Source organism: Rhodovulum euryhalinum (assembly GCF_004342445.1).
Lineage (GTDB): Bacteria > Pseudomonadota > Alphaproteobacteria > Rhodobacterales > Rhodobacteraceae > Rhodovulum > Rhodovulum euryhalinum.
Genome location: NZ_SLWW01000001.1, coordinates 428,724 through 450,873, shown reverse-complemented (window position 1 = coordinate 450,873; position 22,150 = coordinate 428,724). Strand labels below are relative to the sequence as shown.

Annotated in this window: 30 protein-coding genes; 12 read left to right on the top strand and 18 right to left on the bottom strand. The window is 67.3% G+C overall.

Annotated elements, in window-relative coordinates:
- The first annotated feature begins 123 nt into the window (after positions 1-123).
- On the top strand, positions 124-1,068 hold the full coding sequence (locus tag EV655_RS02070) for a LysR family transcriptional regulator (protein ID WP_132541007.1): 945 nt from the start codon (positions 124-126) through the stop codon (positions 1,066-1,068).
- Here the strand turns inward: EV655_RS02070 and EV655_RS02065 are convergent.
- The 13 genes from EV655_RS02065 to EV655_RS02010 all read right to left on the bottom strand — a co-directional run bounded on the left by EV655_RS02065 (position 1,065) and on the right by EV655_RS02010 (position 8,872).
- Positions 1,065-1,874, bottom strand: coding sequence for a division plane positioning ATPase MipZ (locus EV655_RS02065; RefSeq protein ID WP_132541004.1), 810 nt, complete (start codon positions 1,872-1,874; stop codon positions 1,065-1,067). The genes EV655_RS02070 and EV655_RS02065 overlap by 4 nt on opposite strands.
- A 240-nt stretch (positions 1,875-2,114) precedes the next feature.
- A complete protein-coding gene (gene rpmE / locus EV655_RS02060) occupies positions 2,115-2,336 on the bottom strand; it encodes a 50S ribosomal protein L31 (protein ID WP_132541001.1) in 222 nt (73 codons plus the stop codon).
- 11 nt (positions 2,337-2,347) lie between these two features.
- Entirely contained in the window at positions 2,348-2,725 is a 378-nt protein-coding gene (gene rplS / locus EV655_RS02055; protein WP_132540997.1) for a 50S ribosomal protein L19, read from the bottom strand.
- 52 nt (positions 2,726-2,777) lie between these two features.
- Positions 2,778-3,608, bottom strand: coding sequence for a tRNA (guanosine(37)-N1)-methyltransferase TrmD (trmD, locus tag EV655_RS02050; protein WP_132540994.1), 831 nt, complete (start codon positions 3,606-3,608; stop codon positions 2,778-2,780).
- 38 nt (positions 3,609-3,646) lie between these two features.
- Positions 3,647-3,994 (bottom strand): hypothetical protein, encoded by a 348-nt coding sequence (locus EV655_RS02045; RefSeq protein ID WP_132540991.1) that lies wholly within the window; start codon positions 3,992-3,994, stop codon positions 3,647-3,649.
- Positions 3,995-4,022: 28 nt separating this feature from the next.
- On the bottom strand, positions 4,023-4,532 hold the full coding sequence (rimM, locus tag EV655_RS02040; RefSeq protein WP_132540988.1) for a ribosome maturation factor RimM: 510 nt from the start codon (positions 4,530-4,532) through the stop codon (positions 4,023-4,025).
- 7 nt (positions 4,533-4,539) lie between these two features.
- On the bottom strand, positions 4,540-4,683 hold the full coding sequence (locus EV655_RS18540) for a hypothetical protein (RefSeq protein ID WP_165905237.1): 144 nt from the start codon (positions 4,681-4,683) through the stop codon (positions 4,540-4,542).
- Between the two features lie 18 nt (positions 4,684-4,701).
- Positions 4,702-5,058, bottom strand: coding sequence for a 30S ribosomal protein S16 (rpsP, locus tag EV655_RS02035; RefSeq protein ID WP_132540985.1), 357 nt, complete (start codon positions 5,056-5,058; stop codon positions 4,702-4,704).
- Between the two features lie 45 nt (positions 5,059-5,103).
- Positions 5,104-5,400, bottom strand: a complete 297-nt coding sequence (locus EV655_RS02030; protein WP_132540983.1) for a chorismate mutase — start codon at positions 5,398-5,400, stop codon at positions 5,104-5,106.
- Positions 5,393-5,998, bottom strand: coding sequence for a GNAT family N-acetyltransferase (locus EV655_RS02025; protein WP_132541186.1), 606 nt, complete (start codon positions 5,996-5,998; stop codon positions 5,393-5,395). The genes EV655_RS02030 and EV655_RS02025 overlap by 8 nt, the downstream gene beginning before the upstream one ends.
- Positions 5,998-6,516, bottom strand: a complete 519-nt coding sequence (locus tag EV655_RS02020; protein ID WP_132540980.1) for a GNAT family N-acetyltransferase — start codon at positions 6,514-6,516, stop codon at positions 5,998-6,000. The genes EV655_RS02025 and EV655_RS02020 overlap by 1 nt, the downstream gene beginning before the upstream one ends.
- Entirely contained in the window at positions 6,517-8,028 is a 1,512-nt protein-coding gene (gene ffh / locus EV655_RS02015; RefSeq protein WP_132540977.1) for a signal recognition particle protein, read from the bottom strand.
- 250 nt (positions 8,029-8,278) lie between these two features.
- Positions 8,279-8,872 (bottom strand): FMN-dependent NADH-azoreductase, encoded by a 594-nt coding sequence (locus tag EV655_RS02010; RefSeq protein WP_132540974.1) that lies wholly within the window; start codon positions 8,870-8,872, stop codon positions 8,279-8,281.
- A 101-nt stretch (positions 8,873-8,973) separates the two neighbouring features.
- Between EV655_RS02010 and EV655_RS02005 the strand changes: the two genes are divergently transcribed.
- Both EV655_RS02005 and EV655_RS02000 read left to right on the top strand, forming a co-directional pair.
- The gene (locus EV655_RS02005) at positions 8,974-9,849 is read left to right on the top strand and encodes a LysR family transcriptional regulator (protein ID WP_132540971.1); all 876 of its coding nucleotides are present in this window, start codon (positions 8,974-8,976) and stop codon (positions 9,847-9,849) included.
- Positions 9,840-10,733: a DMT family transporter gene (locus tag EV655_RS02000; protein WP_207901918.1), complete on the top strand. Its 894-nt coding sequence runs from the start codon at positions 9,840-9,842 to the stop codon at positions 10,731-10,733. The genes EV655_RS02005 and EV655_RS02000 overlap by 10 nt, the downstream gene beginning before the upstream one ends.
- Here EV655_RS02000 and EV655_RS01995 read toward each other — a convergent pair.
- On the bottom strand, positions 10,730-11,077 hold the full coding sequence (locus EV655_RS01995; RefSeq protein ID WP_132540968.1) for an ArsR/SmtB family transcription factor: 348 nt from the start codon (positions 11,075-11,077) through the stop codon (positions 10,730-10,732). The genes EV655_RS02000 and EV655_RS01995 overlap by 4 nt on opposite strands.
- A gap of 207 nt (positions 11,078-11,284) precedes the next feature.
- Here EV655_RS01995 and EV655_RS01990 point away from each other — a divergent pair, with 207 nt between their 5' ends.
- The 5 genes from EV655_RS01990 (at position 11,285) to EV655_RS01970 (ending at position 13,853) form a co-directional block, all read left to right on the top strand.
- On the top strand, positions 11,285-11,626 hold the full coding sequence (locus tag EV655_RS01990) for an AtpZ/AtpI family protein (RefSeq protein WP_132540965.1): 342 nt from the start codon (positions 11,285-11,287) through the stop codon (positions 11,624-11,626).
- Positions 11,627-11,628: 2 nt separating this feature from the next.
- The gene (locus EV655_RS01985) at positions 11,629-12,381 is read left to right on the top strand and encodes a F0F1 ATP synthase subunit A (RefSeq protein ID WP_279389323.1); all 753 of its coding nucleotides are present in this window, start codon (positions 11,629-11,631) and stop codon (positions 12,379-12,381) included.
- A 43-nt stretch (positions 12,382-12,424) separates the two neighbouring features.
- Positions 12,425-12,661, top strand: a complete 237-nt coding sequence (locus EV655_RS01980; RefSeq protein ID WP_074220027.1) for a F0F1 ATP synthase subunit C — start codon at positions 12,425-12,427, stop codon at positions 12,659-12,661.
- Positions 12,662-12,747: 86 nt separating this feature from the next.
- The gene (locus tag EV655_RS01975; protein WP_132540962.1) at positions 12,748-13,287 is read left to right on the top strand and encodes a F0F1 ATP synthase subunit B'; all 540 of its coding nucleotides are present in this window, start codon (positions 12,748-12,750) and stop codon (positions 13,285-13,287) included.
- Between the two features lie 5 nt (positions 13,288-13,292).
- Positions 13,293-13,853 carry a F0F1 ATP synthase subunit B gene (locus EV655_RS01970; RefSeq protein WP_132540959.1) on the top strand — a complete coding sequence of 187 codons (561 nt, stop codon included), beginning with the start codon at positions 13,293-13,295 and terminating at the stop codon, positions 13,851-13,853.
- A gap of 66 nt (positions 13,854-13,919) precedes the next feature.
- Here EV655_RS01970 and EV655_RS01965 read toward each other — a convergent pair whose 3' ends face one another.
- The 3 genes from EV655_RS01965 to EV655_RS01955 all read right to left on the bottom strand — a co-directional run bounded on the left by EV655_RS01965 (position 13,920) and on the right by EV655_RS01955 (position 16,453).
- Positions 13,920-14,690 carry an FCD domain-containing protein gene (locus tag EV655_RS01965; RefSeq protein WP_132540956.1) on the bottom strand — a complete coding sequence of 257 codons (771 nt, stop codon included), beginning with the start codon at positions 14,688-14,690 and terminating at the stop codon, positions 13,920-13,922.
- A 107-nt stretch (positions 14,691-14,797) separates the two neighbouring features.
- Positions 14,798-15,463 carry a YiaD family glycine zipper/OmpA-like lipoprotein gene (locus EV655_RS01960; RefSeq protein WP_132540953.1) on the bottom strand — a complete coding sequence of 222 codons (666 nt, stop codon included), beginning with the start codon at positions 15,461-15,463 and terminating at the stop codon, positions 14,798-14,800.
- A 120-nt stretch (positions 15,464-15,583) separates the two neighbouring features.
- Positions 15,584-16,453 carry a methylated-DNA--[protein]-cysteine S-methyltransferase gene (locus EV655_RS01955; RefSeq protein WP_243644955.1) on the bottom strand — a complete coding sequence of 290 codons (870 nt, stop codon included), beginning with the start codon at positions 16,451-16,453 and terminating at the stop codon, positions 15,584-15,586.
- A 108-nt stretch (positions 16,454-16,561) separates the two neighbouring features.
- Here EV655_RS01955 and nth point away from each other — a divergent pair, with 108 nt between their 5' ends.
- The 3 genes from nth to EV655_RS18985 all read left to right on the top strand — a co-directional run bounded on the left by nth (position 16,562) and on the right by EV655_RS18985 (position 19,566).
- On the top strand, positions 16,562-17,206 hold the full coding sequence (gene nth, locus EV655_RS01950; RefSeq protein ID WP_132540950.1) for an endonuclease III: 645 nt from the start codon (positions 16,562-16,564) through the stop codon (positions 17,204-17,206).
- A complete protein-coding gene (locus EV655_RS01945) occupies positions 17,203-18,198 on the top strand; it encodes an adenosine kinase (RefSeq protein WP_132540947.1) in 996 nt (331 codons plus the stop codon). Before nth ends, EV655_RS01945 begins: the two co-directional genes overlap by 4 nt.
- A gap of 108 nt (positions 18,199-18,306) precedes the next feature.
- Positions 18,307-19,566, top strand: coding sequence for a S8 family peptidase (locus tag EV655_RS18985; RefSeq protein ID WP_165905236.1), 1,260 nt, complete (start codon positions 18,307-18,309; stop codon positions 19,564-19,566).
- Between the two features lie 48 nt (positions 19,567-19,614).
- Here the strand turns inward: EV655_RS18985 and EV655_RS01935 are convergent, their stop codons facing one another.
- Positions 19,615-20,433, bottom strand: coding sequence for a sulfotransferase family protein (locus EV655_RS01935; RefSeq protein ID WP_132540944.1), 819 nt, complete (start codon positions 20,431-20,433; stop codon positions 19,615-19,617).
- Between the two features lie 134 nt (positions 20,434-20,567).
- Between EV655_RS01935 and EV655_RS01930 the strand changes: the two genes are divergently transcribed.
- Positions 20,568-22,145 carry a DUF5928 domain-containing protein gene (locus tag EV655_RS01930; protein ID WP_132540941.1) on the top strand — a complete coding sequence of 526 codons (1,578 nt, stop codon included), beginning with the start codon at positions 20,568-20,570 and terminating at the stop codon, positions 22,143-22,145.
- The last annotated feature ends 5 nt before the right edge of the window (positions 22,146-22,150 follow it).

The window sequence follows — 22,150 nt, the reverse complement described above, 5'->3', positions numbered from 1 at the left end:
GCCTCCTCCGCGATTGATCCGTCTTTGCCCGTTCCGAGTCGGGTCGGGGGGACTATGGCTGTTTGCATTGCTAATCAAAAATGGATAGTTTTTATTTCAGGAATAGATGAAAGGTTATGATTTGTGCCCGTCACGATCCGCCAGTTCCGCGTCTTCCAGGCCGTCGCCCGGCATGAAAGCTATACCCGCGCTGCCGAAGAGCTGAACCTGACGCAGCCCGCGGTCTTCGCCCAGGTCAAGCAACTGGAAGACCGGCTGGGCATGGTGCTGCTCGACCGGGTGGGCAAGCGGATGTTCCTGACTGATGCCGGCCGCGTCGTGCTGGACGGCGCGCGCGAGACGCTCGAAGGGCTAGAGCGCATGAAGATGCGGCTGGCCGACATGCGGGGCCTGCGCCAGGGTCGCCTGACGCTGGCAATCGTGTCCACGGCGCAATATTTCATGCCACGTCTGCTGGGCGCGTTCTGCACCGCGAACCCGGGAATCGAGGTCGCGCTGACCGTGACCAACCGCCAGACGATCCTTGAACGCCTGGCCGCCAACGAGGATGACCTGTGCGTGCTGGGCACGGTGCCCGACGGGCTGGACGTCGCGGCCACCGCGATCGCCGACAACCCGATCGTGGCGGTGGCGCGCCATGATCACCCGCTTGTCGGCGAGCGCAACATCGCGCCGGAGCGGATCGCGCGCGAACCCTTCATCCTGCGCGAGCGGGGATCGGGCACGCGGCTTGCCACCGAGCGGTTCTTCCGGGCGCGGGGACTGACGCTGCCGATGCGGATGGAACTGGGCAGCAACGAGGCGATCAAGCAGGCGGTGATCGGCGGGCTGGGTCTGGCGATGCTGTCACGCGACACGCTGGGTCTGGAGGGGCAGACCGGGGTGCTGAAGGTGCTGGACCTTGCCGGGTTTCCGCTGATGCGGCAATGGCAGGTGGCCTATCCGACGGGCAAGCACCTGTCCGTCGCGGCAGAGGCGTTCCAGGATCACCTCGTGGCCCATGCCCGCGCGGCGGTCGAGGCGGGGACGGAGCTGCCCCCTGCGCTGCCCGCCACCGCGACGATCTAGAAGTCGACCTTGACCCCCGGCAGATTCAGCGCCGCCATCAGGTCGCGCAATTCCTGCCGTGCGGCGACGTTCGAGATGTTCATCCCGGTCACCCCGACGTCGCGCAGGTCAAGCAGCGTCAGGCCGCTCGGAAACAGTTCCCGGAAGATAACGCGCTCGGAAAAGCCGGGCGCCACGCGGAACCCGATCCGGCGCGACAGGTTGACCAGCGCGTCGCCCATCTTGCGCTTGTTGTGCATTTGCTGGGCGCCAAGCCGGTTGCGCAGCACCACCCAGTCGATCGGCTTTAGGCCCGCCTGGGCGCGCAACTGCCGGGCGCTCCAGACCATCTCGGAATAGACCGAGGGACCGAGGATCTTGCCGCTCGCCCCATCATGCCGCGCCAGGAGGTCGAAATCAATGAAGCTGTCGTTCAGCGGCGTGATCAGCGTGTCGGCCAGCGTGTGCGCGACCTGGCTCAGCCGCGTGTGCGAGCCCGGACAGTCGATCAGGATGAAGTCCTTGTCCTGTTCCAAGCTGGCGATCGCCTCGGCGATGCGGCGGTCGTGGATGTTCTCGCCGGGGGCCAGCTGGTCCGGCGCGATCTCGGGCAGTTCCCGGTAATCGGGCATCGGCAGGTCGATGTCCGCCCGGTCCAGATAGGCCCGGCGGTTTTCCATGTAGCGGCCAAAGCTGCGCTGGCGCAGGTCGAGGTCCAGCGCACCGACCCGGTGGCCCAGCCGGGCCAGCGCGGTCGCGACATGCATGGAGACGGTGGATTTTCCGGCGCCCCCCTTCTCGTTGCCGACGACGATGATATGCGCCACGTCACCTTCCCCTTGCGACCTGAAAAACTGTGTCCGGCAGAGTCGTCAAACACCATATGTTGTGGCGAGCCGTAGTCAAAGCAGGAGTTGAGGGCAAGTCGTCACTGAATCTGGGTGGGCGGGGCGTGTCTGGCGGAATTTCCGGTTGCGCTGTGTCGTTTGGGGGCAGACCGTGGTCCCCGGAACGAAAACGCCGCCCCTTGGGGCGGCGCATCGCTGGTTTCGGTCGGGCTGTGGGGCTCAGAAGCCCAGGCCCTCGTATTTCTTCTTGAACTTCGACACGCGGCCGCCGGTGTCCATCAGGCGCGAGCTGCCGCCCGTCCAGGCCGGGTGAACCGAGGGGTCGATGTCGAGCGACAGCATGTCGCCCTCTTTCCCGTAGGTCGATTTCATCTGGACCACGGTGCCGTCGGTCATCTTGACGTCGATCACGTGGTAATCGGGATGGATGTCTTTTTTCATGGTCCCTCTCCTCACGCCCCGGTCTTGGGTTTGTAGGTGCTGTCCTCGGCGATCCGGGCCGATTTGCCCCGGCGCGAGCGGAGGTAGTAGAGCTTGGCGCGCCGCACGCGGCCGCGGCGGACCACCTCGATCGAATCGATATTGGTCGAGTAGAGGGGGAAGACCCGCTCCACGCCCTCGCCGAACGAGATCTTGCGGACGGTGAACGACCCGGCGATGCCCTTGCCGTTCTTGCGCGAGATGCACACGCCCTCGTAGTTCTGCACGCGGGTCCGGGTGCCCTCGGTCACCTTGTAGCCCACGCGGATCGTATCGCCCGGCTTGAAGTCGGGAATCTTCTTGTCGAGGGCGGCAATCTGCTCGGCCTCGAGTTGTGCGATCAGGTTCATCGCAACGTCTCCATCTCTGCTCGCGGTTCTTTCCGCGAAGGTGGTGCAGCCCTCAGAGCTCTGCGTCTCCGTCCGGGTCCCTACCGCGACGTTCGCAGTAAGCCCGCCAGAGGTCAGGGCGGCGTTCCTTTGTCAGCCTTTCGGCCATGGCCCGGCGCCAGGTGGCGATCTTCGCGTGATGGCCCGACAGGAGAATGTCGGGCACCGCGCGGCCTTTCCAGACGGCGGGCCGAGTGTACTGCGGATGTTCAAGCAGGCCCTCGGAAAAGGATTCCTCCTCGGTTGATGCCTGATTCCCGAGTACGCGGGGTATAAGGCGGACGCTTGCGTCGATCAAGGCCTGCGCGGCGATCTCGCCGCCCGTCAGGACGAAATCGCCCAAGGATACCTCTTCGACGCCGTATTCCTCGATCACCCGCTCGTCCAGCCCCTCGAACCGGCCGCAGATCAGCGTGATTCCATCGGCGGCGGCAAGGCGATGCGCCATGTCTTGCCGGAACGGCCGTCCGCGCGGCGAGAGGTACACCACGGGCCAGCGGCCGCGATCGTTCGGCGTGCCGATCGCGGCCTGGTCGAGCGCGGCGCCCATCACGTCGGGGCGCAGCACCATGCCCGCGCCGCCACCGGCGGGGCTGTCGTCAACATTGCGGTGTTTTCCTTCGCCAAAGGGGCGCAGGTCGATGGTTTCCAGCGCCCAAAGCCCCTGGTCCAGGGCCCGTCCCGTCAGTGACAGGCCGAGGATTCCGGGAAACGCCTCGGGGAACAGCGTGATGATCCGCGCCGTCCACGCGCCCCTGAGGCGCGGGCGATCCACCATCAGGTCACGGGGTTGAAGGCTCGCCGAGATCGAGAGCCGCCCATGGGATTTCGGAGTGTCCGTCATGGGCGGTCTCTAGCCGGTTTGCGTGCCCCGCGAAAGCCTCAGCCCTTGAGCGAGACCGCGATCATGCCCCCAAGCCCCGCAGCCGAAACCACGAGCGGCAGCCAGAGTGGCAGCGCGACCAGCGGCGCACCGAAGGCCCAGACGATGCCGAGGCCGATCAGGAAGACCAGGTTCGCCCAGATGACCTGGTTCAGCACCAGCATCGGCAGCGCCTTGGCCAGCGTCTTGCCCTGGGCGGCGCGCAGCTTGCGGGCGTCGGGATCAAAGATGCGGGCCACGGCCGCCAGCGCCGCGATGATCAGGACGATCCAGGCCGGATGCTGCGATTCCCCGGCGAGGAAGGCGCCCAGCAGGATGATCGCGAAGAAGATGTTGGGAACGGACATGGCGAACCTCTGTCTTGTTTTTTCGGTGTCAGGGGAACAGCCCCTCGGGCGGATCCGCAATGAGGCGCCCCGCCGCAAGATCGACGGTCGGTACGCAGGCCTCGGTGAACGGCAGCAGCACCGTGGATTTCAGCCCCGGCCCGTGGATCTCCAGCAGATCGCCTGCACCGTAGTCGTGCACGGCGCGGACCCGGCCCAGCACCTGGCCGCCGGTATCGACCACCTCCAGCCCGATCAGGTCGGCGTGGTAGAACTCGTCCTCGGACAGGGGGGGCAGGGCGATGCGGTCGGCGTAAAGCCGGACGCCGTTCAGGGCGTCCGCCTGTTCCTTGGTGGCGACGCCCGAAAGCCGCGCGGCAAACCCGCCCTTGACAGGGCGGGTCAGCGTCACCTCGAAGCGGCGCGCGCCGTCCTCGGTCAGGAGCGGCCCGTAGCTGGCGATGGCTTCGGGCTCGGCGCAAAAACTCTTCAGCCGCACCTCGCCGCGGACCCCGAAGGATCCGGCGATCGCCCCGACGCAGACGCGGGTCTCGCTCATCGCCGCCTCATCGTGCAGCGCCGATGCACAGCCCCCGCGCATCCACCGCCCCGCCGGCGTCCTGGCATCGATCCGCAAGGATCGACCGCTCGAGCGTCATGCCGAGCCAGACACCGCCGAAGAGAAAGAGGATCGCGAAGAGCCGCAGCATTGGCGGGCGTCAGGCCGATCACTCGGCCGACGCGTCCTCGGCGGCCTTGGCAGCCTTGGCCGCGGCGCGTTCCTTGGCTTTCTTGCCCGGTTCGCCCTTGTTGGGGTTCGCGCGCTCTTTTTTCGCAACGATTCCCGCGGCTTCCAGCATGCGCGCGACGCGGTCGGTGGGCTGGGCGCCTTCGCCGACCCAGTGCTTGACCCGGTCCAGATCCATGCGCACGCGGTCCTCGTTGTCCTTGGCCAGCAGCGGGTTGTAGATGCCCAGCTTCTCGATGAAGCGGCCGTCGCGGGGCATGCGGCTGTCGGCCACCACGATGCGGTAGAACGGACGCTTTTTCGAGCCGCCGCGGGCGAGACGAAGTTTCAGTGCCATGTCGGTATCTCCTGTTCCTTGGCTGTTCGGCGGGGGAACCCCGGCCTATTTCTGGTGTTCGATATGGTGTCGGATGACTTCCTGAATGATGAAGTTCAGGAATTTCTTGGCAAATTCCGGGTCGAGATCGGCCTCGAGGGCCAGTTGTTCGAGCCGGGCGATCTGTTTTTCCTCGCGCGCGGGGTCCGAGGGCGGCAGGCCGTGGGTCGCCTTGAGACGGCCGACGGCCTGGGTGTGCTTGAACCGTTCGCCCAGCGTGTAGACAAGGATCGCGTCCAGCCGGTCGATGCTGGCGCGGTGCTCCCTCAGGATCTCGGCGGCGCGGGCTGCGGCGTCAGTCAAGGGGCACTCCTTTCGTTGGCGAAAGCGGATCGGAATAGCATCGGATTTCCATCTGAATTCCATCGCACAATTGTCCGGCCTTCAGCGCGGCGGGCGAGGGGTGGCGATAGACGACATCGTGGCTGTCGATGCTGTCGGCCGCAGGGTCAAGCGCGGCCCCCAGCCGTTCGCACAGGCGCACGGAGCTGACATTCTTGGGATCGACATAGGTCACCGCCGTGTCCCAGCCGAGACGGTCGTAAAGCCAGCCGCGCACCGCATGCACCGCCTCGAGCGCGATGCCGCGCCCCTCGACGCGGGGCCAGATCACCCAGGCGATCTCGCGCTCTGGCCAGCCCTTGGGATACCAGCCGCCCGCCATGCCCATGGTCGCGCCGGTCTCGCGCTCGTGGATCATCCACATGCCGAAGCCGTGGATCTGCCAGTGCCCGATCTCGGCGGCATAGAGCATCCAGCTTTCGTATTCGGAGAGCGGCCCGCCCATGAAGCGGGCGCGATAGCTGGTGAAGGTCGCCTCGAAATTCGGATAGTCCTGCGGTTCGGGGCCCTTGAGGACCAGCCGCCCGGTTTCCAGCACGGGGATCGCGGCATGGGGCATCAGCAGCATGCCTCCGGCACCGGGTGGCGATAGATCAGGACGGTGCCGAACGCGGGGTGGGTAAAGGTGCTGTCGGGGCGCGCGCCCAGCCGGTCGGCGACGCGCGCCGAGGCGGTATTCTCGGGATGCACCAGGCTGATCGCGGTGCGCCAGCCCAGCGTGCCATAGGCGTGCTCGCGCGCAGCCAGCGCGGCCTCGGTCGCGTAGCCGCGCCCTTCGAACCCGTCGAAGAGATCCCAGCCCAGTTCCGGCTCGGGCCAGCCTTCGGGATTCCACAGCCCGACCATTCCGCAGGCCGTGCCAGTCGCGGTTTCCTCGACGATCCAGTGGCCATAGCCGCGCAGGGTCCAGTGCCCGATCTCGGCGGCAAGCTGACGCCACGCGCCTTCGGCATCCTTGGGGCCGCCGACAAAGCGGGACCGTTCGGAGGCGTAGAACGCCGCCATCGGGGCCACGTCCTGCGGCCCCGGCGCGCGCAGGGTCAGCCGCGCGGTGCGTATGGTCGGGATTGCGGTCATCTATTTCTTCTTGCCGAGCCCCGAAAGCCCCGGCGGCAGCCCCATGCCCCCGCCCAGGCCCATGCCTGGGGGCAATCCGCCCGGCATCCCGCCGCCCATCTTGCGCGCGGCCTCTTCCAGGGCCTTGGGATCCATGTCCGCGCCCATGCCGGGCATGCCGCCCTTGCCGAACATGCCGCCCAGCGCGCGTTTCAGCATCGCGCGGCCACCCTTCTGGCCCAGCTTCTTCATCATGTCCGCCATCTGGCGATGCATCTTCAGCAGCTTGTTGAGTTCCGGCACGTCCAGCCCCGCACCCGCCGCGATGCGCTTCTTGCGGCTGGCCTGCAGAAGTTCGGGCCGGGCGCGTTCCTTCTTGGTCATCGAGTTGATCAGCGCGATCTGGCGGCGCAGGACCGAATCGTCAAAGCCCGCCTCCTCCATCTGCTTGGACATCTTGCCCATGCCGGGCATCATCCCCATGATGCCTTCCATCCCGCCCATCTTGAGCATCTGTTCCAGCTGCATCTTCAGGTCGTTCATGTTGAACTGACCCTTCTGGAAGCGCTTCATCATGCGCTCGGCCTGCTCGGCCTCGATGGTGGCCTGGGCCTTTTCCACCAGTGAAACGATGTCGCCCATGCCGAGGATGCGGCCGGCGATCCGCTCGGGATGGAATTCCTCGATGGCGTCGAGTTTCTCGCCGAGACCCACATACTTGATCGGCTTGCCGGTGATCGCGCGCATCGACAGCGCGGCCCCACCGCGGCCGTCACCATCCATCCGGGTCAGGATCACGCCCGTGATACCGATGCGGCCGTCGAAATTCTCGGCCGTGTGGACGGCGTCCTGACCGGTCAGGCCGTCGACCACCAGCAGTGTCTCGCGCGGGGTGGCGACGTCGCGCACGGCCTCGACCTCGGCCATCAGCGCCTCGTCGATCGACAGCCGCCCGGCGGTGTCCAGCATGTAGACGTCATAGCCGCCCATCGCGGCCTGCTGTTTCGCGCGTTTGGCGATGTCGACGGGCTTTTGCCCCGGCACGATCGGCAGGGTGTCGACACCGATCTGCGCGCCGAGGATGGCAAGCTGTTCCATCGCGGCGGGGCGGTTCACGTCGAGCGAGGCCATCAGCACCCGCTTGCCGTTCACCTCCTTCAGGCGCTTGGCAAGTTTCGCGGTGGTCGTGGTCTTGCCGCCGCCCTGAAGCCCGACCATCAGGATCGGCGCGGGCGGGTTGTCGATCTTGAGGTATCCGGGGTCGCCCTCGCCGGTCAGGACCTTGACCAGTTCGTCATGGACGATCTTGACCACCTGCTGGCCCGGCGTGACCGAACGCGTCACCTCCTGGCCGGCCGCCTTGTCCTGCACCGACTTGACGAAGCTGCGCGCGACGGGCAGCGAGACGTCGGCCTCCAGCAGCGCCACGCGCACCTCGCGCAGCGCGGTGGCCACGTCATCCTCGGTCAGCGCGCCCTGCCGGGTCAGCCGGTCGAACACGCCGGACAGGCGGTCGGAAAGACTTTCGAACATGCCCTTGGCCCTCCTGCGACCGTTTGCACCTGCCCCCGATATGGGTGGGGACGCCTGACTTGTCAGCGTGGCCAATCGCCAAACGCCACTCGCCCCCGTGGGCGAAACCTCGCTGACGGGGGGCGATCCCGGGTATCGCCCCGGGACCGGAAGGGTGTGAACCGTTCCGGATATGCGCGCGGCTCAAACCACGGATGGGCGCACAAGTCAAGCGCGGCCTGCCCGCCGGTGCGGGCGGGCAGGCGCGGGGTCAGGCGGCGCGGGGCAGGCGGTCGACCGCCGCATGCGCGGCCGCAAGCGCGGCGTCGGCATCCACCGCCAGCCGGTCGGCGCCCAGCACGGTGACATCCGTCAGCCCCAGGAATCCGAGGATATGGGTCAGGTAGCGGGTCGCGAAGTCGATCTCGGACCCGAAGGGGGTGCCGCCCGAGGCCGCGGCGACGATCACCCGCTTGCCGCCCAGCAGACCTTCGGGCCCGGCCTCGGTATAGCGGAAGGTGACGCCCGCCCGCGCCACCAGGTCGATCCAGGCCTTGAGCGCCGCGGGCAGGCCGAAATTGTAGACCGGCAGGCCGATGACGATGGTGTCGGCGGCCTTGAGTTCCGCGATCAGCGCGTCAGACAGGGCAAGTTCCGCGCGCTGCGCCTCTGTCCGGTCGGCTTCGGGGGTGAAATTCGCGCCGATCCAGTCGGCCGTCAGCAGCGGCAGACCGCCGGCGAGGTCGCGGGGGATGATGCGGGTCGTGTCGTCGGACAGACGCGCGAGGATGCGGTCGGTCAGCGCGCGTGAGACCGAGCCGTCGCGGCGGGCCGAGCTGTCGATCCGCAGGATCGTGTGGGGCATGGGATGTCTCCGTTTTCGGGGGGTCTGTAGGACGGAAAATGGACCTTGCGAATTCGAACACAATTGCGCAAATTCAACAGCGGATGTGAGGTGGCGCACATATGGAACTCGACAACTGGGATGAAATCCGCACGGCGTACCATGTCGCAAGGCTGGGCACGGTCAGCGGCGCGGCCGAGGCGCTGGGGGTGCACCACGCCACCGTGATCCGCCATGTCGACGCGCTGGAAAACCGGCTGGGCGTCAAGCTGTTCCAGCGCCATGCCCGCGGCTATACCCCGACCGAGGCGGGCGATGAACTTTTGCAGGTGGCCCAGGTCACCGCCGAGCAGTTCAGCCAGCTTGCGGGCCGGTTGCGCGGCCATGGCGCAGCGATGACGGGCGATCTGGCGGTAACCACGGTGGACTCGCTGACGCCGCTGCTGGTGCCGGTGCTTGCCGCCTTTCAGGCCGATCACCCGGATCTGTCGGTGCGGCTGCTGGCCGACCCGCGGCTTTACCGGCTGGAATACGGCGAGGCCCATGTGGCGGTGCGCGCGGGCGCCCGGCCCGACGAACCCGACAACATCGTGCAGAAGCTGCATGTCCAGCACAGCACGCTTTATGCAAGCCGCGCCTATGTCGAGGCGCACGGGCTGCTGGGCGACGACCTGTCGGCGCACCGCTTCGTCGGCCCCGCCGACGAGGGCCACCGCGCGCCCTTCTACCGCTGGATGCAGGTCAACGTCCCCGCGGAGCGGATTACGTTCCGGGTGGGCGACATGCGCGCCGCGGTCGAGGCGGTCGAGGCGGGCGCGGGCATCGGCTTCGTGCCGGTCTGGCAGGCGCGGCACATGCCCGACCTCGTCGAGATGCGCCCGACCCAGCCAGACTGGGACGTCGAGCTGTGGCTGGTCACCCATGTCGACCTGCATCGCACCGCCAAGGTGCAGGCGCTGACCGCGCACCTGAAGGAGGCCGCGCGGGAATGGCCATGACCCTGCCCGAGGGGCTGCGCGGCCACCTTGCCATGCTGAGCTTTTCGGCGCTGGTGGCGGGATCGTTCAGCTTTGGCAAGCTGATCGCCAACGATATCGACCCGGTCGCGCTGACCGCGCTGCGCTTTGCGCTGGCGGGCGTTCTGATCGGCGCGGCGGCCGCGCTGGGCCCGGGGCTGCGGCTGCACCAGTTCCGTGCGCCGTGGCGGTTCGTGATCCTCGGCACGCTGTTCGGGGCCTATTTCGTGCTGATGTTCGAGGCGCTGAAGACCGCCGAGCCGGTGGCGACGGCGGCGATCTTCACACTGACACCGCTGATGTCGGCGGGGTTCGGCTGGCTGTTCCTGCGGCAACTGACGACGGGGCGGATGGCGTTGGCGCTGGCGATCGGGGCGGCGGGGGCGCTGTGGGTGATCTTTCGCGGCGACCCCGCGGCGCTTGTGGCCTTCGACCTCGGCCGGGGCGAGGCAGTCTTCTTTGCGGCCGCGCTGGCGCATGCGGCTTACACGCCGCTTGTCAGGAAGTTCAACCGGGGTGAGCCCGCGCTTGTCTTTACCTTCGGGATGATGGTGGCGGCGCTGGTGCTGCTGACCCTCTACGGCCTGCCTGCGATCCGCGCGACCGACTGGGCGGCGCTGCCCGCGCGGGTCTGGTGGGTCACGCTGTACCTTGCGGTCTTCACCAGTGCGGTGACCTTCGTGCTGCTGCAATACGCGGCGATGCGGCTGCCGTCGGCCAAGGTCATGGCCTACACCTACCTGACGCCGACCTGGGTGATCGGCTGGGAGATCGTGCTGGGCAACGGGGCGCCGCGCGGCCTGGTGCTGGGCGGCATCGGGCTGACGGTGGTCGCGCTTGCGCTGCTGCTGAAGGACGAGGGCTAGGGCGGCGGGGCGGGGGGCGGTTCCGCCGCAAGCTCTGCTTCCAGGAAGCGTTCGAAGGCATCCAGGTTCACCGCCTCGAACTGGCCGAAGCCCTGCATCCAGATCGACGCGTCGCGCAGCGCGTCGGGCTCCAGCTTGCACCATTTGACCCGGCCGCGTTTCTCCTGGCTGATCAGTCCCGCACGGGTGAGGATCGCGAGGTGTTTCGAGATCGCCGCCAACGACATCTCGAACGGCTCGGCCACGTCGGTCACCGCCATGTCGTCCTCGAGCAGCATGGCGAGGATCACGCGGCGGGTCGGGTCCGCAAGGGCGGCGAAAACGGTGTCGAGCCTGTCGTCCATTCCGCAAGCATTGGGCGCGGGCGGGGTCATCGTCAACCGTTTGGTTGAATATCGCGCGGGTGCGCCACGCCCTGTTCCAGCATGCGATGCCGCGTTGCGGCGTGGGGCGAAGTCATGCAAATTCAATGCCTTGTGCTGCGTGCAAGCCGCTTGACTCATCCCCGCCCCCTCTCTAGGTTCGCGGCGACTGTCCTGGGGGCGCTCGCAGTGATCGATCCGGCGGAAAAAGAGCGGCTTGAGCGGCTCGAAGCCCGGATCAGGGCCTTGAAGAAGGCCGAGGTCGCGAACACCGAGAAAGGCCACATGGACGAGCACTATTCCCAGGCGCAACTGGCCTGGCGGATGGTGGTCGAGCTTGTCGCCGGTCTGGGGATCGGCTTCGGCATCGGGTACACGGTGGACCTCTGGCTGGGGACCATGCCGATTTTCCTGGTGCTGTTCATATTGCTGGGCTTTGCCGCCGGGGTGCGCGTGATGATGCGCTCGGCAGCCGAGGTGCAGAGGCAACAGATGGCCGAGCAGGCCGCGAAGGACGACGAGAGGGATTGAACGTGGCGACCGAAGAAGCACCGAGCGGCCTTCAGATCCACCCGATGGACCAGTTCATCGTCAAGCCGCTGTTCGGGGGCGACGCGATCCACTGGTACACGCCGACCAACGTGACGCTCTGGATGGGGCTTGCCGTGGTCTGCGTCGTGGCGCTTCTGGTGCTCGGGACACGCGGGCGGGCGATCGTGCCCTCGCGGGTGCAGTCGATCGCCGAACTTGCCTACGGCTTCGTCTACAAGATGGTCGAGGATGTGGCGGGCAAGGACGGCCTGAAGTACTTCCCCTACATCATGACGCTGTTCATCTTCATCGTCTTCGCGAACTTCCTGGGGCTGATCCCGGGCAGCTTCACCACCACGTCCCACATTGCGGTCACCGCGACGATGGCGCTTGCTGTGTTCTTCGCGGTCACGATCCTCGGCATCGTCAAGCACGGCGTGGGGTTCCTCAGCCTGTTCTGGATCAGCGCGGCGCCGCTGGTCCTGCGGCCGATCCTGGCGATCATCGAGATCATTTCCTACTTCGTGCGGCCGGTCAGCCACTCGATCCGACTTGCCGGCAACATGATGGCCGGCCACGCGGTGATCAAGGTGTTCGCGGGCTTCGCGGGCGTGCTCGGCGTGGGCGCCGTGTTCCCGCTGGCCGCCATCACTGCCGTCTATGCGCTTGAGACGCTGGTCTCGTTCATCCAGGCCTACGTCTTCGCGATCCTCACCTGCGTCTACCTGCGCGATGCGCTGCATCCGCACCACTGACGCAATCCGAAATCTGCCAATTCCAACGTAAGGAGTAATCGACATGGAAGGCGATATCGTTCAAATGGGCGCCTATATCGGTGCCGGTCTCGCGTGCACCGGCATGGGCGGCGCCGCCGTCGGTGTGGGCCACGTGGTCGGCAACTATATCTCGGGTGCGCTGCGCAACCCGTCGGCGGCCGCGTCGCAGACCGCCACCATGTTCATCGGTATCGCGTTCGCCGAAGCGCTGGGGATCTTCTCGTTCCTCGTTGCGCTTCTGCTGATGTTCGCCGTCTGATCCCTTACTGAACCGATCCTTACGGCCGGGTGGGGGCGTGGCAACGCGCACCCGCCCGGTGTGATCCAGGGTTCCAGGGGGACGACATGGCAACAGAAACGCACGCCGCGGATGCCGCCGCCCACGGGGGCGAAGCTGTGGGCATGCCGCAGCTCGACTTTTCGACCTTCCCGAACCAGATCTTCTGGCTCGTCGTCACGCTGGTGGTGATCTACTACGTGCTGTCGCGGATCGCGCTGCCGCGCATCGGCGCGGTTCTGGCCGAGCGTCAGGGCACGATCACCAACGATATCGTTGCGGCCGAAGAGCTGAAGCTGAGGGCCCAGGAGGCCGAGCGCGCCTATCAGAAGGCGCTGGCCGACGCCCGCGCCGAAGCGCAACGGATCGTCGCCGAGACCAAGGCCGAGATCAAGGCCGACCTCGCCGACGCCACCGCCAGGGCGGATGCCGAGATCGCGGTCCGTACCGCCGAGGCCGAAAAGCAGATCGCCGAGATCCGAGCGGGCGCGATGGCCAGCGTGACCGAGGTTGCCAAGGCCACCGCGGTAGAGGTGGTCGCGGCGCTGGGGTTCAAGGCCGACGCCGGTGCGGTCAATGCCGCGGTCGACGACAAGCTGAAGGGATGAGGGACATGAAGAAACTCGTTGTCATCGCATCCCTGTCGGCCAGCCCGGCCTTCGCCGCCTCGGGGCCGTTCCTGTCGCTCTACAACACCAACTTCGTGGTGCTGCTGTCCTTCCTCGCGTTCATCGCGGTGCTGGTCTACCTCAAGGTGCCGGGCAAGGTGACGGCGATGCTGGATGCCCGCGCCGCCGGCATCCAGAAGGACCTGGACGAGGCCCGCGCGCTCCGCGAAGAGGCGCAGACCGTTCTTGCCTCCTACGAGCGCAAGCAGAAAGAGGTTCAGGAGCAGGCGGAACGGATCGTCGAGACCGCGCGGTTCGAGGCCGAGGCGGCTGCCGCCAAGGCCAAGGAAGACCTCAAGCTGGCGATCGAGCGCCGGCTCGCCGCCGCCGACGAACAGATCGAGTCTGCCAAGGCAGGTGCGGTACGAGAGGTGCGTGACCGGGCGATCGCCGTGGCCGTGGCCGCCGCGCGCGACGTGATCGAAAAGCAGATGACCGCCGAGGCCAACGACCGGCTGGTCGATGCGGCCATCGGCGACGTGCAGGCCAAGCTCAAGCTGCACTGAGCCGATCGGATCCGACTTCAGGGACCCGGCCGCCCGGCCGGGTCCTTTGACGTTCCGAGGGCGGGATCATCCCTTGCCCATCTCGTGCAGCAGCCTTTGGCGGGCGATGGCCTCGTTCCGCTCTGATAGCAGGTGATCGGACAGCGCGGTTTCGACATAGGTCAGGTGGCGTTCCACCGCGGCGCGGGCGCCTTGCGCGTCCCGGACCTGAAGCGCGTCGTTGATGGCCCGGTGCTGGTCCAGCAGCATCGCCCGCGTGGTGCGCTGGCGGAACATGATCTGACGGTTGTAGAACACGCCCTCACGCAGCAGGTCGAACATCGCGCGCATCATGTGCAGCATCACCACGTTGTGGCTGGCCTCGATGATCGCGAGGTGGAATTCGGCATCCAGCCGCGCCTCGTCCGCCGGGTTTCGCTTGCCGTGGGCGGCTTCCATCTTGCGGAAGACCGTATCGACCACCTTGAGATCGGTGTCCGAGCCCAGCCGCGCGGCGCGTTCGGCGGCCATGCCTTCCAGGTCGCGGCGGAAGGCGATGTAGTCGAACAGCGCCTCTTCGTGGCTGGCAAACAGCCGCACCAGCGCGTCCGAGAAGGCCGAGCCGAGCACCTCGGCGACGTAGATCCCGGCGCCGGGGCGGCTGACCAGCAGGTCGCGCGCCTGCAACTCGGCGATGGCCTCGCGCAGCGAGGGGCGCGAGACGCCCAGCTTGTCCGACAGGTCGCGTTCCGAGGGCAGCCGCTCGCCCGGCCGCAGGATGCCGCGCAGGATCATCAGCTCGATCTGGCGCACCACCGCATGCGAGAGCTTCTCGGGTTGCACTTTCTGAAAGGGCATGGGCCGAACTCCTGAAAATGGTCAAAAGATATGACCGCTTTCGGGGTTGGGCAACGGCAAAGCCCTGAGGCCGCGCCGGTCCTGCCGGCGCGGCACCGGATTTCGGATCAGGCGGTCGGCCGGATGACGATCTCGACCCGGCGGTTCTGCGCGCGGCCGTCGACCGAGAGGTTCGAGGCGACGGGCTGATCCTCGCCCCTTCCATAGGCGCGGACGCGGCGCGGATCGACGCCCGCGCCGGTCAGGATGCCGGCCACCGACCCCGCCCGGCGCGACGAGAGATCCTGATTGTAGCTGGCCGAGCCGGTGTTGTCGGTATGCCCGACCACGTCGACCGTGGTATTGGGATAGTCGTTCAGGCTGCGGGCCAGCACGCGCAGGTCGGCCTGCAGGTCCGGGCGCACCGCGAAGCTGTCGGTGGCGAACAGGATGCCCTGGGGCATCGTCACCACGAGTTCCGAGCCGGTGTTGACCACGCGGATCTCGTCGCTGCTGAAGTCGCGGCGCAGTTCCTGTGCCTGCCGGTCAAGCCCGCTGCCGATGGCCGCCCCTGCCGCCGCGCCCAGCGCGGCACCGACCACCGCGTCGCGCGCGTCGCGCTTGCCGCCATCGGTGACGATCATGCCGGTGATCGCGCCGATCCCCGCGCCGATCAGCGCGCCTTCCTTGGTGCGCTGGCGGGGATCGCCGGTGTCGGTCGTGGTGGGGGTGCAGGCCGCCAGCGCCAGCGCGCCGACCGTGGCCAGGAGGAGGGGTTTGCTCGCTCGGGTCATCTCTGCCTCTTCGGTCATGTCCGCCAGCGCGGACTTCCGACTCAATATAAGCGGGCGGCATGTACTGCGCGAGGGGCTGTCGGCGATTGGCAGCTTCCCGCCGATGCTCCCTGCGTGGTCCTATTCCGCCGCCATATCGGCGCGCGCGCCCTCCCAGGCGAGCATCGCGCGCTTGACCGGCAGGCCCCAGTGATAGCCGCCGAGGGCGCCGGATTTCCGCAGCGCCCGGTGGCAGGGGATAAGCCAGGCGATGGGGTTGCGGCCGACCGCGGTGCCGACGGCGCGAACGGCGCCCGGGTTGCCGATGGCCCGCGCGATCTCGGAATAGGTTGTGACGTGGCCCGAGGGGATCGCCAGAAGCGCCTCCCAGACCTTGATCTGGAACGGCGCCCCGATCAGGTGAAGCCGCGGCATGCCATCCCCCCCGAAGGCGGCGGCCACCAGCGGTGCGATGCGGTCCGTCGCCTCGGTGAACCGCGCCTCGGGCCAGCGGGCGGTCATGTCGGCCAGCGCGGCGTCGCGGCCGGTCTCGTCGGTGAAGGCCAGCCCGCACAGCCCCTTGTCGGTCGCCATGGCCAGAACCTCGCCGAAGGGGCTGGGGAACCAGCCATGGGCGATGTCCAGACCCGCCCCGCGGCGGGCATAGTCGCCGGGGCTCATCGCCTCCCACCGCAGGAACAGGTCATGCAGGCGTCCCGCTCCCGACAGCCCCAGCGCATCCGCCGCCTCGAGCGTGGTGAACCGCTCGCGCATCAGCGCGCGGGCGTGGTCCAGCGTCAGGTATTGCTGGTAGCGCTTGGGCGAGACACCCGCCCAGCGCGAGAAGACGCGCTGGAAATGGGCGGTGCTCATGTTCATCTCGGCCGCCAGCGTCTCGAGCGGCAGCGCGTGCCCGCCGGCCGCGTCGATCCGGTCGATGGCGCGGCGGATCACGTTGTAGTGGTAGCTGTTCGGCTCTTCCGTCGGCATGGTCTCTCTCGGGTTCGGCATGGGGCGAGGATAGGCCCTGCGCCCGTGCCGGGCGACCCGAAAGCTGCGCCAAATGGTGGCCGCGGTCCGGCCTTGCCACCGTCGCCTTGCCCGGGCATAGGGAAACCCATGGCGACCCCGCTCGACTACCACACGATCCACGCGATCTTCACCCGCTTTCACGCGGCGGAACCCGAACCGAAGGGCGAGTTGGAGCATGTGAACGCCTATACCCTGCTGGTGGCCGTCGCGCTGAGCGCGCAGGCGACCGATGTGGGGGTGAACAAGGCCACGCGGGCGCTGTTTGCGGCCGTGGATACGCCGGAAAAGATGCTGGCGCTCGGCGAAGAGGGGCTGATCGCGCATATCCGCACGATCGGCCTTTACCGCAACAAGGCGAAGAACGTGATGAAGCTCAGCCGCATCCTCGTCGAGGAGTATGGCGGCACGGTGCCGTCGTCCCGCGCGGCGCTGCAATCGCTGCCCGGTGTGGGACGCAAGACCGCCAATGTGGTCCTGAACATGTGGTGGGGGCTGCCTGCGCAGGCGGTCGATACGCATATCTTCCGCGTCGGCAACCGCACCCGCATCGCGCCCGGCCGCACGGTCGATGCCGTCGAACGCGCCATCGAGGACAACGTGCCCGCCGAATTCCAGCGCCATGCGCACCACTGGCTGATCCTGCACGGCCGTTACACCTGCAAGGCGCGCAAGCCCATGTGCGGCACCTGCCTGATCCGCGATCTCTGCCCCTACGAGGACAAGACAGAATGACAAAATCCTATCACGTCGTCGGCATCGGCAACGCCCTTGTCGACGTTCTGGCCCATGCCGACGAGGCGTTCCTGGACAGCCACGGCATCCAGAAAGGCATCATGCAACTCATCGACATGGAACGTGCGGTGCATCTCTATGGCCAGATCGGCCCGGCGCAGGAGATCTCGGGCGGGTCGGCCGCGAACACGATCGCGGGCATCGCGCATCTGGGCGGCCGCACGGCCTATGTCGGCAAGGTCAGGGATGACCAGCTTGGCGCGATCTTCGCCCATGACCTGCGCGCGCAGGGGGCGGACTACACCACGCCCATGGCGCCGAAGGACACCGGGGCCGAGACCGGGCGCTGTATCGTGCTGGTCACGCCCGACGGCGAACGGTCGATGAACACCTATCTGGGTGTGACCGAGCATCTGGCGCCCTCGGATATCGACGAGGCCCAGGTCGCGGGCGCCGAGTGGATCTATCTGGAAGGCTACCGTTTCGACGGGCCGGAAAGCCACGAGGCCTTTGCCAGGGCCATCGGTGCCGCCAAGGCGGCGGGCGGCCGGGTGTCGCTGACGCTGTCCGATCCGTTCTGCGTGGAACGCCACCGCGACGCCTTTCGCCGGATGATCCGTGCGGATGTGGACCTGTTGTTCGCGAACCGGGCCGAGATCCTCTCGATGTACGAAACCGATGATTTCCACGAGGCGCTATCGCGCGCCGCGGCCGAGATCGACATCGTCGCCTGTACCGACAGCGAGAACGGGGCGCATGTGCTGGCCGAAGGGCAGCACTGGCACGTTCCCGCGGTGCCGACGCAGGTCGTGGACGCCACCGGGGCGGGCGATCTGTTCGCCGGGGCCTTTCTGTGGGGGCTGACCCATGGCCATGCGCTGGAGACCTGCGGGCGGATGGGCTGCATCGCGGCCAGCGAGATCATCAGCCATATCGGCGCCCGCGCCGAGGCCGATCTGGCCGCGCTGTTCCAGGGCCACGGGCTGACCTGACCGCCTTTTCGGCTTCGGAAAACCGGCCTTTCCGCTTACACTGCGGGCGGGCCGGTTGCGGACCTGTCCCGTGCCGGCCCGAGGTGGAACCCGAGGGAGGGGAAGGCCATGGGCGATCATTCGCGGTACGTGATCCTGCGCGACAAGAACGCGGCGCTGCGCAAGCGCGCCACGGGCGAGGTGTTGAGCGAGGCGGCGGGCGGCATGCCGCGCGTCCTTGCCGAGGCCGCGGGCCCGCAGCTTGGCGGCGGTGTCGGGCCGCTGCTGCCGCCGGGGCCGGAACTCGACTCGGCCGACCTGACCGCCAACGAGGCCAAGGACGCGCTGCGCCAGAACGACGTGGTGGGCGTCGTTCGCGCCATCCCGATCGCGCTGATCGCGCCCAGGGACATGCCGGCCGATGCGGCGGCGACGGACACCTGGGGCATCAAGGTCGTCCGCGCCGATGTCTCGCCCTTCACTGGCGCGGGGGTCAAGGTGGCGGTGCTGGATACCGGCATCGATGCGTCACATCCGGCCTTTGCGGGCATGACCCTGACCCAGCAGGACTATACCGGCGAGGGCAATGGCGACGGCAACGGCCACGGCACCCATTGCGCGGGCACGATCTTTGGCCGCGACGTGGACGGCCAGCGGATCGGCGTGGCGCGCGGGGTAACCGACGCCTTCATCGGCAAGGTGCTGAATTCGCGCGGGTCCGGAACGTCCGAGATGATGTTCAGCGCGCTCAAGCGGGCGTCCGAAGAGCGTGTGCAGGTGATCTCGATGTCGCTCGGCTTCGATTTCCCGGGCCTCGTGAAATACCTGGTCGAGCAGGAGGATTACCCGCCAGACCTTGCCACCTCGGTCGCGCTCGAGGGGTTCCGCACCAACCTGGCGATGTTCAACGCGCTGATGAACATGATCCGCCAGCAGGCGGTGTTCGACGGGGGCACGGTGATCGTGGCCGCCAGCGGCAACGAGAGCCGCCGCGAGATCCATCCGAACTACGAGGTCGGCGCCTCGGTCCCGGCGGTGGCCGAGGGCTGCATCGCGGTCGGTGCGCTTCAGCAGGGGCCGGCCGGGCTGACCATCGCCGATTTCTCGAATACCAACCCGGACATCGCCGCGCCGGGCGTGGGCGTGCTGTCGGCCAGGGCGGGCGGTGGGCTGGCGGCGCTCAGCGGCACCTCGATGGCCTGTCCGCATGTCGCGGGGGTGGCCGCACTCTGGTGGGAGGCCGCGCGCGGCGGCGTGCTGCCCGCGAATGCCAGCACCGTCACACTGCGGATGCTGGCCTCGGCGGCGCTGTCTGGGCTGGCGCCCGGGGTCCAGGTCGCCGATCGCGGGCAGGGGCTGGCCCAGGCGCCGGTGGCGCCCATCAGCTAGGCGAAGCGCCCGGCCATGGCGGCGACGGCCCGCCCGGTCTGCGGCGGGTCAGTCGCCCAGCTTGGCGTGGACCTCGTCAAGGTCGATCTCGCCCACCGGCATCCTGTTGGCCGGATTCTCGAAATCGTAGCGGAACAGATCGAAGTCGCGCTTGTAGATCTCGTAGACGAGATGCATCGACAGGTCGTCGAAATAGGCCTCGACCGGGTGGGCACGTTTCGGTCCGTGGCCTTCGGATTCGTTGAAGCGCGGGATCTGTGCCAGGTTTACGGGATGCGGTGTCTCGACGGCATCCAGCACCGCCTGCATCCCATCGTTGAAGGTTTCGGTGAAGAAGATTTTGTCGTAGCGCCCGCCGTTCACGATGAAGGTCGATATATGGCCCGACATCGCCGACCAGTGGATGTCGGGTTCCATCGGCCGCTTCCAGCGGATCGTGTCGCGGGCGAACAGCAGGAACCTGCGAAAGCTGGCGATCTGGTCGAACTCGCCCTTGCCGTCCTCGCCGCCCACCTCGATCCCGTATTTCTGGATCAGGAGCGGCACCAGCTGGCCGCGGTAGCGTTTCCCGTTCCTCTGGATGCCGCAGATCTTGTCGAAGAACGACGACAGGACGCGGGTGTAGGGGTTCCGTACGCAGGTGAAGGCCAGCGCCGAATGTGCGCGCACCACCCGTTCGATCGGGCCATGGCTGTCCTCCTGCGCCCATTTGCGCAGGCCCTCGGTCGCGTCGTGGATGTCGCCGTCGTAGAACCGGCCGTGATCCGAGAAATGCATGATCTGGCCGATGGTCGAGCAGGCGCATTTGGGCACCACGCGGTAGACCATGGTCTCGCTCGTCGTCATCCATGTGCCCGGAAAGCCCATGCCCGTCTCCAATCCGACGGCAGGTCCTTGCGCCGTCTCCGATGACTTCTAGAAACCAAAGTCATAACATTTTTTCAACGACAGCCAGCCATGGTCGGCGGACCGCAGGCAGGACAGGGACCGGGCAGCGACAGATGGCAAGGATCGCCTACATCCTTCTGTGCCACAAGGCGCCCGACGAGATCATCGCCCAGGTCGGGCAACTGACCGCGGCGGGCGACCTCGTCGCGATCCATTTCGACGCGCGCGCCCCGGTCGGGGAGTATCTAAAGATCCGCGCGGCGCTGGACGCGAACCCCTCGGTCGTCTTCGCGACGCGGCGGGTGAAATGCGGCTGGGGCGAGTGGTCGCTGGTCGCCGCGACGCTTGCGGCGCTGAAGGCCGCCGAGGCCGCGTTTCCGCGCGCGACGCATTTCTACATGCTTTCGGGCGACTGCATGCCGATCAAGACAGCCGAGTATGCCCATGCCTTCCTCGATTCCGAGGATGCGGACTACATCGAAAGCCTTGATTTCTTCGAGTCCGACTGGATCAAGACCGGAATCAAGTCCGAGCGGCTGGTCTATCGCCACATGTTCAACGAGCGCCGGCAGCCGCGGCTGTTCTACGCCGCGCTCGAGACGCAGAAGCGGCTGGGTCTGACCCGCACGATTCCCGCGGACCTGCAGGTAATGATCGGCAGCCAGTGGTGGTGCCTCAGGCGGCGCACGGTCGAGGCCGTACTGGACTTCATCGCGGCCCGCCCCGATGTGGTACGGTTCTTTCGCCGGACCTGGATTCCCGACGAGACCTTCTTTCAGACATTGGTGCGCCACCTCGTCCCCGGGACCGAGATCCGCCCCCGCACGCTGACCTTCCTGATGTTTTCGGATTACGGGATGCCGGTCACCTTCTACAACGACCACTATGACCTGCTGCTTGCGCAGGATTTCCTGTTTGCCCGCAAGATATCGGCCGAGGCGCAGGCGCTGAAGGCGCGGCTCGGCACGCTTTACGCGTCGACGGGTGTCGAGTTCCGCCTCTCGAACGAGGGACAAAGCCTTTATGCGTTCCTCACCGGCCGCGGCCGCGAGGGACGCCGCTTTGCACCCCGCTTCTGGGAGGCCGAGACGACGCTTGGCCGCGAACGCGAACTGCTGATCGTGACCTGCAAGAAATGGCATGTCGCCAAACGCCTGATCGCGCGTGTCCGGCACTGCGCCAGCCTGCCCGCGGTGGCCTATCTCTTCAACGAAGAGGCGGCCGACCTGCCCGACCTTGGCGGCATCCAGTCGACGCTGGAGAAACGCACCCGCCATCGCCGCGCGCTGGTGCGCATGCTGTTCGACCATTTCGCGACGGACCGGCTGATCATCTGTCTTGATCCGGGCAATATCGACCTGATCCAGGATTTCTACGCCGACCGGTCGCGCACGAAGATGCTCGAGGTCCAGTGCGGCTTTTCCGACCACTATCTCGCCGGCCATGCACGGCGCGTCGGGCTGGCGGGCGAGCGGACCCCGGCCGGGGTCATGGCGCGGCTCTTGCCGACGATCCGCTACGACATGGCGCATGAAAGCGACCGCATCCGCGACGCCGCGTTTCCCGGCCTCTTCCGGATCGAGGAAGGCCGGAGCCCCGAAGAGAACGCCGCGCCTCTGGCGCGGTTCCTCTCGATCCCCTACGACGCGGCATACGAGATCGCCGCGACCGACCATCTTTTCGCCGACTGAGGAGA

What these genes read in the sequence shown, in the direction of transcription:
- EV655_RS02025 (WP_132541186.1), bottom strand. Translation starts at nt 5,998, where the DNA reads ATGCCCCATGCCGCGATCCCCGTGCTGGAAACCGGGCGGCTGGTCCTC.
- trmD (WP_132540994.1), bottom strand. Translation starts at nt 3,608, where the DNA reads ATGACGGACACTCCGAAATCCCATGGGCGGCTCTCGATCTCGGCGAGC.
- rpsP (WP_132540985.1), bottom strand. Translation starts at nt 5,058, where the DNA reads ATGGCACTGAAACTTCGTCTCGCCCGCGGCGGCTCGAAAAAGCGTCCG.
- EV655_RS01945 (WP_132540947.1), top strand. Translation starts at nt 17,203, where the DNA reads ATGACAAAATCCTATCACGTCGTCGGCATCGGCAACGCCCTTGTCGAC.
- EV655_RS01930 (WP_132540941.1), top strand. Translation starts at nt 20,568, where the DNA reads ATGGCAAGGATCGCCTACATCCTTCTGTGCCACAAGGCGCCCGACGAG.
- EV655_RS01995 (WP_132540968.1), bottom strand. Translation starts at nt 11,077, where the DNA reads ATGGACGACAGGCTCGACACCGTTTTCGCCGCCCTTGCGGACCCGACC.
- EV655_RS01970 (WP_132540959.1), top strand. Translation starts at nt 13,293, where the DNA reads ATGAAGAAACTCGTTGTCATCGCATCCCTGTCGGCCAGCCCGGCCTTC.
- EV655_RS18540 (WP_165905237.1), bottom strand. Translation starts at nt 4,683, where the DNA reads ATGCTGCGGCTCTTCGCGATCCTCTTTCTCTTCGGCGGTGTCTGGCTC.
- EV655_RS02010 (WP_132540974.1), bottom strand. Translation starts at nt 8,872, where the DNA reads ATGCCCCACACGATCCTGCGGATCGACAGCTCGGCCCGCCGCGACGGC.
- rplS (WP_132540997.1), bottom strand. Translation starts at nt 2,725, where the DNA reads ATGAACCTGATCGCACAACTCGAGGCCGAGCAGATTGCCGCCCTCGAC.
- EV655_RS01955 (WP_243644955.1), bottom strand. Translation starts at nt 16,453, where the DNA reads ATGCCGAACCCGAGAGAGACCATGCCGACGGAAGAGCCGAACAGCTAC.
- EV655_RS02005 (WP_132540971.1), top strand. Translation starts at nt 8,974, where the DNA reads ATGGAACTCGACAACTGGGATGAAATCCGCACGGCGTACCATGTCGCA.
- EV655_RS01965 (WP_132540956.1), bottom strand. Translation starts at nt 14,690, where the DNA reads ATGCCCTTTCAGAAAGTGCAACCCGAGAAGCTCTCGCATGCGGTGGTG.
- EV655_RS18985 (WP_165905236.1), top strand. Translation starts at nt 18,307, where the DNA reads ATGGGCGATCATTCGCGGTACGTGATCCTGCGCGACAAGAACGCGGCG.
- nth (WP_132540950.1), top strand. Translation starts at nt 16,562, where the DNA reads ATGGCGACCCCGCTCGACTACCACACGATCCACGCGATCTTCACCCGC.
- EV655_RS01975 (WP_132540962.1), top strand. Translation starts at nt 12,748, where the DNA reads ATGGCAACAGAAACGCACGCCGCGGATGCCGCCGCCCACGGGGGCGAA.
- EV655_RS01935 (WP_132540944.1), bottom strand. Translation starts at nt 20,433, where the DNA reads ATGGGCTTTCCGGGCACATGGATGACGACGAGCGAGACCATGGTCTAC.
- rimM (WP_132540988.1), bottom strand. Translation starts at nt 4,532, where the DNA reads ATGAGCGAGACCCGCGTCTGCGTCGGGGCGATCGCCGGATCCTTCGGG.
- ffh (WP_132540977.1), bottom strand. Translation starts at nt 8,028, where the DNA reads ATGTTCGAAAGTCTTTCCGACCGCCTGTCCGGCGTGTTCGACCGGCTG.
- rpmE (WP_132541001.1), bottom strand. Translation starts at nt 2,336, where the DNA reads ATGAAAAAAGACATCCATCCCGATTACCACGTGATCGACGTCAAGATG.
- EV655_RS02000 (WP_207901918.1), top strand. Translation starts at nt 9,840, where the DNA reads ATGGCCATGACCCTGCCCGAGGGGCTGCGCGGCCACCTTGCCATGCTG.
- EV655_RS01960 (WP_132540953.1), bottom strand. Translation starts at nt 15,463, where the DNA reads ATGACCCGAGCGAGCAAACCCCTCCTCCTGGCCACGGTCGGCGCGCTG.
- EV655_RS01980 (WP_074220027.1), top strand. Translation starts at nt 12,425, where the DNA reads ATGGAAGGCGATATCGTTCAAATGGGCGCCTATATCGGTGCCGGTCTC.
- EV655_RS02020 (WP_132540980.1), bottom strand. Translation starts at nt 6,516, where the DNA reads ATGACCGCAATCCCGACCATACGCACCGCGCGGCTGACCCTGCGCGCG.
- EV655_RS02045 (WP_132540991.1), bottom strand. Translation starts at nt 3,994, where the DNA reads ATGTCCGTTCCCAACATCTTCTTCGCGATCATCCTGCTGGGCGCCTTC.